The organism is Methylobacterium sp. WL7, assembly GCF_008040085.1.
Lineage (GTDB): Bacteria > Pseudomonadota > Alphaproteobacteria > Rhizobiales > Beijerinckiaceae > Methylobacterium > Methylobacterium mesophilicum.
Genome location: NZ_VRVG01000158.1, coordinates 1 through 10568, shown reverse-complemented (window position 1 = coordinate 10568; position 10568 = coordinate 1). Strand labels below are relative to the sequence as shown.

The following is a 10568-nucleotide window of genomic DNA, read 5'->3' as shown; positions in this document are numbered from 1 at the left end:
GAGCAGGAGAGCGCGGCCCGCGCCGCCGCCCTGGCCGACGCGAAGCGCCGCGAGGCCGAAGCCCGCCAGAAGGTCGAGGCCGAAGCCGAGGCGCGCCGCAAGGAAGCCGAGGAGCAGGCCCGCCGCGAGCGCGAGGAGGCCGAGGCCCGCCGTCGTGAGGAGGAGGCCCGCAAGGCCGCCGCCGCCGAGGCTCCGGCCGCCGCGCCGGATGCCCCCGCTGCTGCCGCTCCCACTGCGGCTGCGCCTGCCGCTCCGGCCGCGGCCCCCGCCCGTCCGGCCGGGGCGACGCGTCCGATGCCGGCGCGTCCGACCACCGTTTCAGGCCGTCAGCCCGAGGGCGCCCGTCCGGCGGCCGCCCCCGCGCGTCCGGCCGCCTCGGCGCCGTCCGCCCCGGCGGCGCGTCCGCCGCTGACCGCCCGTCCCGCCACCGGCGAGCCGCGCAAGACCATCACGGCGGATTCGCGCAAGCCCCGCGACCTCAACTTCATGGCGCGGCCGGCTCCGGCGCCCGAGCCCGAGAAGAGCGCGACGCCGACCACGGCCGCCCGTCCCGCCGGCGCCACCGCCGCGGCGCGTCCCGCCGGCCGCGGTGCCCAGACCAACGAGGACGAGTCGGAGACCAAGCGGGTCATCCGCCGTCCCGGCATGCCGCTCAAGATCATCGCGCCCCCGAAGACGCCGAAGTCGCCGGGTGGTGACCGCAACCGCGGCCGCCTGACCATCGCGACGGCGACGTCCGGCGAGGACGAGCGCACCCGCTCGGTCGCCTCGTTCCGCCGCCGCCAGCAGCGCATGAGCGGCCGCGGCCAGGTCGAGCAGAAGGAGAAGCTGTCCCGCGAGGTGACGATCCCCGAGACGATCACCATCCAGGAACTCGCCAACCGCATGTCGGAGCGGGCCGTGGACGTGATCCGCCTGCTGATGAAGCAGGGCGAGATCCACAAGATCACCGACGTGATCGATTCGGACACCGCCCAGCTCATCGCCGAGGAACTCGGCCACACCGTGCGCCGCGTCGCCGAGTCCGACGTGGAAGAGGGCTTGTCCTCCGACGAGCCGGATCTGGAGGAGGATCTCGATCCCCGTCCGCCGGTGGTCACCATCATGGGCCACGTCGATCACGGCAAGACCTCGCTGCTCGACGCGATCCGCAAGGCGAACGTGGTGGAGGGCGAGGCCGGCGGCATCACCCAGCACATCGGCGCCTATCAGGTCGCCTCGCCGTCCGGCGAGATGATCACCTTCATCGACACCCCGGGCCACGCGGCGTTCACGTCGATGCGCGCCCGCGGCGCCAAGGTCACCGACATCGTGGTGGTCGTGGTGGCGGCCGACGACGGCGTGATGCCGCAGACCATCGAGGCGATCCAGCACGCCAAGGCGGCGGGCGTCCCGATGATCATCGCGGTCAACAAGATCGACAAGCCGGACGCGAACCCCCAGCGGGTCCGCACGGAGCTGCTGCAGCACGACATCCAGGTCGAGTCGATGGGCGGCGAGACCTTGGAGTTCGAGGTTTCGGCCAAGACCGGCGACGGTCTGCCGGAGCTGCTGGAGGGCATCCAGATCCAGGCCGAGATCATGAACCTGCGCGCCAACGAGAAGCGCGACGGCGAGGGTACGGTCATCGAGGCCCAGCTCGACCGCGGCCGCGGCCCGGTGGCGACCGTGCTGGTCCAGCGTGGCACCCTGTTCACCGGCGACATCGTCGTGGCCGGCGCCGAGTGGGGCCGCGTGCGCGCCCTGGTCGACGACCTCGGCGAGAACGTGCAGTACGCCGGCCCTTCGGTGCCCGTGGAGGTCCTCGGCTTCAACGGCACCCCCGATGCCGGCGACCGCGTGACCGTGGTGCCGAGCGAGGCCCGGGCCCGCGAGGTCACCGAGTACCGCGCCCGCCAGAAGCGCGAGCGGCAGAACGCCCGCACCGGCGGTGCCAACCGCTCGCTGGTCGACATGATGCGCGACCTCAAGGAAGGCGCCGGCCGCAAGGAGCTGCCGGTCGTCATCAAGGGCGACGTGCAGGGTTCGGTCGAGGCGATCTCGGGCGCCCTGGAGAAGCTCGGCAACGGCGAGGTCGCGGCCCGCATCCTGCTGTCGGGCGTCGGCGGCATCACCGAGTCGGACATCACCCTGGCGCAGGCGTCGAAGGCGGTCGTGATCGGCTTCAACGTGCGCGCCCTCAAGGAGGCCCGCGAGGCCGCCGAGCGGGCCGGGATCGATATCCGCTACTACAACATCATCTACGACCTCGTGGACGACATCAAAGCCACGCTGTCGGGGATGCTGCCGCCCACCCTGCGGGAGGAGCGCCTCGGCGAGGCGACCATCCAGGAGGTCTTCGAGGTCTCGAAGGTCGGCAAGGTCGCGGGTTGCCGCGTGCAGGACGGCATCGTGGAGCGCGGCGCGCATGTCCGCCTCATCCGCGACAGCGTCGTCATCCACGAGGGCAAGCTCAAGACCCTGAAGCGGTTCAAGGACGACGCGAAGGAAGTCACCTCCGGGCAGGAGTGCGGCATGGCCTTCGAGAACTTCGAGAACATGCGCGCAGGCGATGTCATCGAGTGCTACCGGGTCGAAGAGATCCGCCGCACGCTCTGAGAGCCCGGACTCGTCCGGACAGGGCGGTCGCGGCGTCAGCCGCGGCCGTCTTTTCTTTTGGGTGCATCGCGTCTTTCCTGCACCTCTCTCCGCTTGGACGTGAACCGGCCGCCCCGCGCCGCCGGCCCGAGACAGAATGGCCCAGAAACCAACCTCCACCGGCCCCTCGCAGCGCCAGCAGCGCGTGGCCGAACTCGTGCGCCACGCCCTCGCGGAGGTGCTCCAGCGCGGCGACATCCAGGATCCGGTGCTCAACACGCATGTCGTGACCGTGCCGGAGGTGCGGATGTCGCCGGACCTGAAGCTCGCCACCGCCTACGTGATGCCCCTGGGGGGCATGGACGAGGCGCCGGTGATCGCCGCCCTGGACCGCCACCGCAAGGTGCTGCGCCAGGAGGTGGCGCGCCGGGTGAACCTGAAATTCGCGCCCGAGCTGCGCTTCCTCCGCGACGAGACCTTCGACGAGGCGGCCCGCATCGACAAGCTGCTCCGCGACGAGCGGGTGCAGCGCGACCTCGTCCCGGAGCGGGACGGCGACGGGCATGAGGACGACGAACCGGAGACCGGTCGGGGGCATTGATCCCCATCGGCACACGGACAGGAACGGGGCAACGACCCCGGGGGACACGAGGCCATGACCGTTTCCATCGAAGATCATCCGCCGGCCGAGCGCGCGGTATCGGCTCCCGGCGCCGAGCGCCGGGGCCCGGAGGAGCGCCGTCCGCAGCGCGGGCCGCGCCCCGACCGGCCCAAGCGCCGGGACGTGTCGGGCTGGGTCATCCTCGACAAGCCCGTCGGCATGACCTCGACCCACGCCGTCGCGGTGGTGAAGCGCGCCTTCAACGCCAAGAAGGCCGGCCATGCCGGGACCCTCGATCCGCTGGCGTCGGGTATCCTGCCGATCGCGCTCGGTGAGGCGACCAAGACCGTTCCCTTCGTCATGGACGGCCGCAAGGCCTACCGGTTCACCGTGCAGTGGGGTGTCGAGACCGACACCGACGACGCCGAGGGCCGGGCCGTGGAGACCAGCGAGGCCCGCCCGGAGCGCGCCGCCGTCGAGGCGGCCTTGCCGACCTTCGTGGGGGCGATCGAGCAGGTGCCGCCGCGCTATTCCGCGATCAAGATCCAGGGCGAGCGCGCCTACGACTTGGCCCGCGAGGGCGAGGTCGTGGAGCTGGTGGCCCGGCCGGTGCAGATCGACCGCCTCGCGGTGGTCGAGCATGACGGCGAGCGCACCGTGATCGAGGCCGAGTGCGGCAAGGGCACCTATGTCCGCGCCCTGGCGCGCGACCTCGGCCGCATGCTCGGCTGCTACGGCCACGTCTCGGCCCTGCGCCGCACCCGGGTCGGGCCGTTCTCGGAAGCCGAATCCTGCGCCGCCGCCGGCCTGACCGAGGGCGGCCCGGAAGCCGCGCTCGCGCATCTGCGGCCGGTGGAGACCGCGCTGGACGCGATCCCCGAGGTGACGGTCTCGCGCGACTTGGGCCTGCGCCTGATGCGCGGCCAGTCGGTGATCCTGCGTGGCCGGGACGCGCCGGTCGAGGGCAAGGCCTTCGCGACTTGCGGCGGCATCCTGGTCGCGGTGGGCGACGTCGAGCGCGGCGAACTGGTGCCGCACCGGGTCTTTCACCTCGGCGGCACGGCCTCGGGGCGCAACGCCTGAGCCGACGCCCTGCGCCGACGCTTAGATGGTCACCTCTCCCAGGATGACGCGTGGGTCCCCTCTCCTAGGGGGTACGACGGTCACACATCGGTGCCGGCTGGGAGCAAAGGCCGGACTCGAGCGCGTCTCCCTCCCCCGCAGAGGCTATCGGATTCACACATCCCCGGATGTGGCGCGGGTCCCCTCTCCCGTGCGGGAGAGGGACAGGGTGAGGGATGCGCGTTTTCCGGAAAGACCTGGTCCCTCACCCCAACCCTCTCCCGCACGGGAGAGGGGGCGCGTGGCGGCTTTCGCAAGCTGATGTGTGAACATCGTAGCCCGCAAAGGGGGGAGGGAAGGCGCCGGTCTGCTGCGATATGACCTCTGTTGCCATCGAGAGCTAGCCGGACCGCCAAGCCCACGCCGCAACCTGAGGCGCGTGGGCGCACGCGGAACGAACGGCAGCGATCGGCCTTTGGCCCCGGCAACCGCCCCGGGGATACGATGTACGAACAAACCTGCGATGTGGCGGTGATCGGGGCCGGGACCGCCGGCATCGCCGCCTACAGGGCCGCCACCGAGGCCGGGGCCAGCGCCGTGCTGATCGAGCGCGGCCCGGGGGGGACGACCTGCGCCCGGGTCGGCTGCATGCCCTCGAAACTGCTGATCGCCGCGGCCAAGGCCGCCCACGCGGCCCGGAGCGCCGACCCGTTCGGCATCCGGGTCTCCGGCGTCGCGGTGGATGGGCGCGCGGTGCTCGAACGCGTCCGCGCCGAGCGGGACCGGTTCGTCGGCAGTGTCTTCGACGGTCTCGACGGGCTGCCCGAGGGCGCGCGCATCGCCGGCACCGCCCGGTTCCGCGATGGACGCAGCCTGACGGTCGACGACCACACGCGCATCGCCTTCAAGGCCGCCGTCATCGCCACGGGATCGAGCCCGAACATCCCGAAGCCGCTCCACGGGCTCGGCGACCGGCTCCTCACCACCGACACCCTGTTCGAGATCCCCGATCTCCCGGGTTCGCTCGCCGTGCTGGGCGCCGGCGCGGTGGGGATCGAGATCGCCCAGGCGATGACGCGGCTCGGCGTCCGGGTCACGGTGATCGATTCGGGCGACACGGTCGCCGGGCTGTCCGAGCCGGACCTCGCCCGGCAGGCCGCCGCGATCTTCGGGGCGGAGCTGGATCTGCATCTCGGCGCGCGGCTCGACTCCGCGACGCGTGACGGCGACGGCGTGCGCCTCGCCTGGACCGACCGGCACGGGCACGCGCAGGTGACGCAGGCCGAGCGGATGCTCGCCGCCACCGGCCGCGCGCCGAACCTCGACGGACTCGGTTTGGACGCCGCAGGCTTGCGCCTCGGCGAGGACGGCGTGCCAAAATTCGACCGGCGCAGCCTTGTCTGCGCGGGGGCCCCGATCCTGATCGCCGGCGACGCCGACGGCTGGCGGCCGGTGCTGCACGAGGCGAGCCGCCAGGGCGGGATCGCCGGCGCCAACGCGGCGGCGCTGGCCGCCTCCTGCGCCGTGGCGAAGCCGGAACCCTGGACCAGCCTCGCCATGGTGTTCACCGATCCGCAGGTCGCGGTCGTCGGCGCGCCCTACGAGGCCGACGCCCCCGGCCGCGTGACCGGCACCGTCGATTTCGCCGACCAGGGCCGCGCCCGGGTCGACGGCGCGAATCGCGGCGGCCTGCGGATCTGGGCCGACCGGGACGGCACGCTCCTGGGTGCCGAGATGATCGGGCCGGCGGTCGAACATCTCGCGCATCTGCTCACCCACGCGATCGCGGATGGAAAGTCCGCCGCAACTGTCCTGAACCAGCCCATATACCACCCTACAGTTGAAGAGGGTTTTTCAACGGCATTGTCTGAAATCACACACAGGATGTGCCGGTCTTAGTCTGCGTTCAACGGCATCGTGATTCCGGTTTGATCTTGGCGTCCGGCGAAGCATTGCACTTCACTGCGCCCCCGGTCATATCAGACTAAATGAGCGGGGTGCTTTCCTGATGCCGCCGAAACAGGCCCCCCAAGGCGGCCCCGACCTCGATACGCTCGCGTCCGACGCGCTGGACCGCCTCGACAAGGGCGTGATCGGCCTCGACGCGGACGGCACGGTCGTGGTGTTCAGCGAAGGCGCGAGCACGCTTTCGGGCCTCTCGCGCGAAGCGGTGCTGGGCCGCAACTATTTCCGCGAGGTGATGCCGGGCACGAACGTGCCGAGCTTCCGCGGCCGCTTCCTCTCCGGAACCCGAAGGGGCGCCCTGGACGAGAGCTTCGACTACGTGTTCGGCCGGCTGCCCCAGCCCCTGCGGGCGCGGGTCCACATGCGCCACGGCAAGGCCCCGGAGGCCGGGCCGGTCACGTGGCTGACGATCGACCCGATCGAGAGCCTCGGCGCCGGCCTGTCCCGCGAGGCCGTCATGGCGGCGATCGGCCGGCGGGCCCGGGCCGAGCCGGTGGATGCCAGCCATTGCGAGCGCGAGCCCATCCACATCCCGGGCTCGATCCAGCCCAACGCGGTCATGATCGCGGCCGACGCCGGGACCCTGGAGGTCCTGGCTTTTTCGGCCAACGTCGACGAGATCGTGGATCCCGTGACTCCGCCGCTCGCCGGCCGCCCCCTGGCGGACGTGCTGCCTCCGGATTTCGTCGCGGCGGTCCGCGCGCGGCTCGCCGCCGGCACCCTGTCGGACGGCCTGTCCGTCCGCCGCCGGCTGACCCTGACCGGCCGCGGCGCGCCCTACTACGTCGTCGCCCACGCCCATGCCGGCCGGGTGATCGTCGAGCTCGAGCTCGAGCCCGAATCCGTCGACGACTTCCCCACCGCCAGCCAGGTCGACACCGAACTCGCGGTCGGGCGCCTGCGCGAGGCCGGCACCCTGGCCGAGGCCGCCCGCATCGCCGCCCTGGAGATCCGGGCGTTCACCGGCTTCGAGGCCGTGCTGGTCTACCGGTTCGACGCGGACTGGAACGGCGAGGCGGTGGCCGAGGACAAGGTGCCGGGCTGGTCGCGCAGCCTGCTCGGCCTGCGCTTCCCCGCCTCCGACATCCCCGCCCAGGCCCGCGCGCTCTACACCAGGGCCAAGAACCGGTTCGTGATCGACCGGGACAGCGTGCCGGTCGGGCTGGTGGCGGCCCCCGGCGCCGGCAACGGCCCGATCGACCTGACCTTCGCCCAGCACCGCACGCTGTCGCCGATCCACCTGGAGTACCAGCGCAACCTGGGCGTGAACGGCTCCATGTCGATCTCGATCATGGTCGAGGGCCGGCTCTGGGGCCTGATGATCGGCCATCACCGTCGCCCGCACTACGTGACGCCCGAGACGCGCTCGGCCGCCACCGTGCTCACCGACGCCTTCGCCATGCGGGTGCAGGAGATCGAGTCGCGCCGGCTCTGGGAGGAGCGGCAGGCCCATCTCGGCGTCGAGGGCCGGCTGGTGCGCGGACTGACCCGGTCCGACGACTTCGTGACCTCCCTCACCGGCGGCACGACGACCCTGCTCGACCTGTTCAGCGCCACCGGCGCGGGCATCGTGGCGGGCGAGCGGGTCACCCTCATCGGGCGGGCGCCGCCCCCCGCTGTGGTCGCCCGGATCGCCGGCTGGCTGCGGGACGCGCTGCCGCCGGGCGAGACCGGCTACAGCAGCAACAGCTTCACCGCCGCGTACCCGGAGGCGGCCCCGTACCGGGAGATCGCCAGCGGCCTGCTCGCCGCCTTCGTGGACGAATCGCGCGAGACCCTGCTGGTCTGGTTCCGGCCCGAGGTGCCCAGCACCGTGACCTGGGGCGGCGACCCGCGCAAACCGGTGCTCGCCGGCAGCGGCCCGGTCGCCCTACTGCCGCGCCGCTCGTTCGAGCGCTGGGTCGAGGAGCGCACCGGCTACGCCGCCGCCTGGGCCGATTGGCAGGTCCAACTCTCCCGCTCGCTGGCCGAGGCGGTGGAGGGCGTGGTGCTGCGCCAGCGCCGCAAGATCGACGAGCTGACCAGCCTGCTCGTCGAGAAGGAGCGCCTGCTCGAGCAGAAGGACCTGCTGACCCGGGAGATCGACCACCGGGTCAAGAACTCCCTGCAGATCGTCTCGGCCTTCCTGCAGATGCAGCGCCGGCAGATCGCCGACCCCGACGCCCGCCAGGCCTTCGCGGACACCTCCGCCCGGGTGATGAGCGTCGCCCGCGTGCACGACAGCCTGTACCAGGCCGAGCGCTTCGACGAGGTCGATCTCGGCCAGACCATCGAGAACCTGTGCAACGACCTGGCGGGGCTGGCCGGCGAGGGCCATGCCGTGGACCTCTCGGCCGAGCCCGGCTTGATGGTGCCCTACCGCAAGGCGGTGGCGCTCTCGCTGATCGCCACGGAACTCGTCACCAACGCCTTCAAGTACGCCGCCAACCCCGCCGGCGGCGGCCGCGTCGAGGTCAGCGTCTCGGCCTCCGGCCCCGGCGAGGTCCAGCTCCGGGTCTGCGACGACGGCTCCGGCCTGCCCGACGACTGGGCCGACGCCAAGGTGCGCGGCAGGGGCACCGGCCTCGGGATGAAGCTGATCCGGGCGATGCTCGACCAGATCAACGCCCGGCTCGACGTGGCCAACAACCCGGGCGCGTGTTTCACGATCACGGCGTGAGCGGTATCGCCACCGCCATCGCGATCCCTCAGGCGTCCGCCTCCGCCAGCAGCCCGTCGACGAACTGCGCCAGACCCGTCCGGCGCGCCCGCTTCAGCCGCTCGGCGGACAGGATGCCCTGCAGCGCCCGGAAGGCGTCCTGCAGGTCCTCGTTGACGATGACGTAGTCGTACTCGCTCCAGCGCTGGATCTCGGTCCGGGCGTTGGCCAGGCGCTTCTCGATCGTCTCGGCCGAATCCTCGGCGCGGCGTTCCAGGCGCTGGCGCAGCTCGGCCATGCTGGGCGGCAGGATGAACACCGTCACGACGTCCTGGGCGAGCTTGGCCCGGACCTGGCGGGTGCCCTGGTAGTCGATGTCGAAGATCATGTCCCGGCCCGAGCCCAAAACCTTCTCCACCGGCCGGCGGGGCGTGCCGTAATAGTTGCCGTGGACCTCGGCCCATTCGAGCAGGTCGTCGCGGCTGCGCAAATCCTCGAACGCCTCGCGGTCGATGAAGTGGTAGTGCCGCCCGTCGATCTCGGAGGGACGGCGCGACCGGGTGGTGACCGAGATCGACAGGTCGAGCGCCCAGGCCGGATCCTGCGCGACCGCCCGCGTCAGCGTGGTCTTGCCCGCCCCCGAGGGCGATGACAGGATCAGGATCAAGCCCCGCCGCGCGATCGTGTCGGAGACGTTGTTGGCCGGTCCGCTCATCCGCGTGGCTCCGTCGCGATATCCATCCGCATCCCTCAGGTCCCGAAAACTCATTCGATGTTCTGGACCTGCTCGCGGAACTGCTCGACCACGGCCTTGAGGTCGAGGCCGATCCGCGACAGGCTGATGTCGTTGGCCTTGGCGCACAGGGTGTTGGCCTCGCGGCCGAACTCCTGGGCCAGGAAATCCAGGCGCCGGCCGATCGCGCCGCCCGCCGCGAGCAACTCCCGGGCGCTGGCCACGTGGGCGTGCAGCCGGTCCAGTTCCTCGCGCACATCCGCCTTGCCGGCGAGCAGCATCGCCTCCTGGTGCAGGCGCTCGGGATCGAGGTTGGTCCCGCCCAGGGCCGCGATGGAGGCCGCCAGCCGGGCCCGCACCGCTTCGGGCTTGCGCGCCGGGTTGTCCTCGGCGGCCTGGGTCAGCGCCGCGATCCGGTCGACCTGCGCGGTGACGATGTCGGCGAGCTGGCGGCCCTCGGCCCGGCGGGCCTCGACCAGGTCGGCGACCACCCGGACCACGCCCTCGGCGAGGTCCCGGGCGAACGCCTCGGTCTCCATCGAGGCCGCCTCGTCGTCGCTCTCGATCACCCCGCGCACGCCAAGCAGCCCGTCCAGGGTCGCGGGCGCCACGCCCTCGGGCAGCGGCACCCGGGCGACCGCCTGCGCGAGGCTCGCCAGCAGGGCCTCGTTGATCCGCACCCGGGCCGTCGTCTCCGGCTTGGTCAGCGTCAGGGTGAGCTGGCACTGCCCCCGGGACAGGGTCTTCTGCAGGGCCGCGCGCGCGGTCTCGCCGAGGCCGTCATGGCCGGCCGGCACCCGGACGCGCACGTCGAGCCCGCGCCCGTTGACGCTGCGGACCTCCCAGGCCCATTGCACCGCCCCGGTGGTGCCCGCCGCCCGGGCGAACCCGGTCATGCTCGCGATCTGGGCCATGCCGACCCCCCGTCCTCAAGAAGATCGGGGCCTGTAGCACGGATCGCTTCGGGGGGAAGGGGTGAACGGGCGGACGGG

General features: G+C 72.1%; 7 protein-coding genes. 5 read left to right on the top strand and 2 right to left on the bottom strand.

Features of this window, described 5'->3' with window-relative positions; all coding sequences use genetic code 11:
- The 5 genes from infB to FV233_RS25830 form a co-directional block, all read left to right on the top strand.
- On the top strand, window positions 1-2598 hold a 2598-nt coding region (gene infB / locus FV233_RS25855), incomplete at its 5' end, for a translation initiation factor IF-2 (RefSeq protein WP_147899219.1).
- 136 nt (window positions 2599-2734) lie between these two features.
- Window positions 2735-3178: a 30S ribosome-binding factor RbfA gene (rbfA, locus tag FV233_RS25850; RefSeq protein ID WP_147856170.1), complete on the top strand. Its 444-nt coding sequence runs from the start codon at window positions 2735-2737 to the stop codon at window positions 3176-3178.
- A gap of 54 nt (window positions 3179-3232) precedes the next feature.
- The gene (truB, locus tag FV233_RS25845; protein ID WP_238260115.1) at window positions 3233-4261 is read left to right on the top strand and encodes a tRNA pseudouridine(55) synthase TruB; all 1029 of its coding nucleotides are present in this window, start codon (window positions 3233-3235) and stop codon (window positions 4259-4261) included.
- Between the two features lie 483 nt (window positions 4262-4744).
- Window positions 4745-6139 carry a dihydrolipoyl dehydrogenase gene (locus FV233_RS25835; RefSeq protein ID WP_147899217.1) on the top strand — a complete coding sequence of 465 codons (1395 nt, stop codon included), beginning with the start codon at window positions 4745-4747 and terminating at the stop codon, window positions 6137-6139.
- A 109-nt stretch (window positions 6140-6248) separates the two neighbouring features.
- A complete protein-coding gene (locus tag FV233_RS25830; protein ID WP_147899216.1) occupies window positions 6249-8864 on the top strand; it encodes a histidine kinase dimerization/phosphoacceptor domain -containing protein in 2616 nt (871 codons plus the stop codon).
- A 28-nt stretch (window positions 8865-8892) separates the two neighbouring features.
- On the opposite strand, the gene gmk is transcribed toward FV233_RS25830, so the two are convergent.
- Both gmk and FV233_RS25820 read right to left on the bottom strand, forming a co-directional pair.
- On the bottom strand, window positions 8893-9558 hold the full coding sequence (gmk, locus tag FV233_RS25825) for a guanylate kinase (protein WP_147857433.1): 666 nt from the start codon (window positions 9556-9558) through the stop codon (window positions 8893-8895).
- Window positions 9559-9608: 50 nt separating this feature from the next.
- Window positions 9609-10490, bottom strand: coding sequence for a YicC/YloC family endoribonuclease (locus FV233_RS25820; RefSeq protein WP_147899215.1), 882 nt, complete (start codon window positions 10488-10490; stop codon window positions 9609-9611).
- Between the last annotated feature and the right edge of the window lie 78 nt (window positions 10491-10568).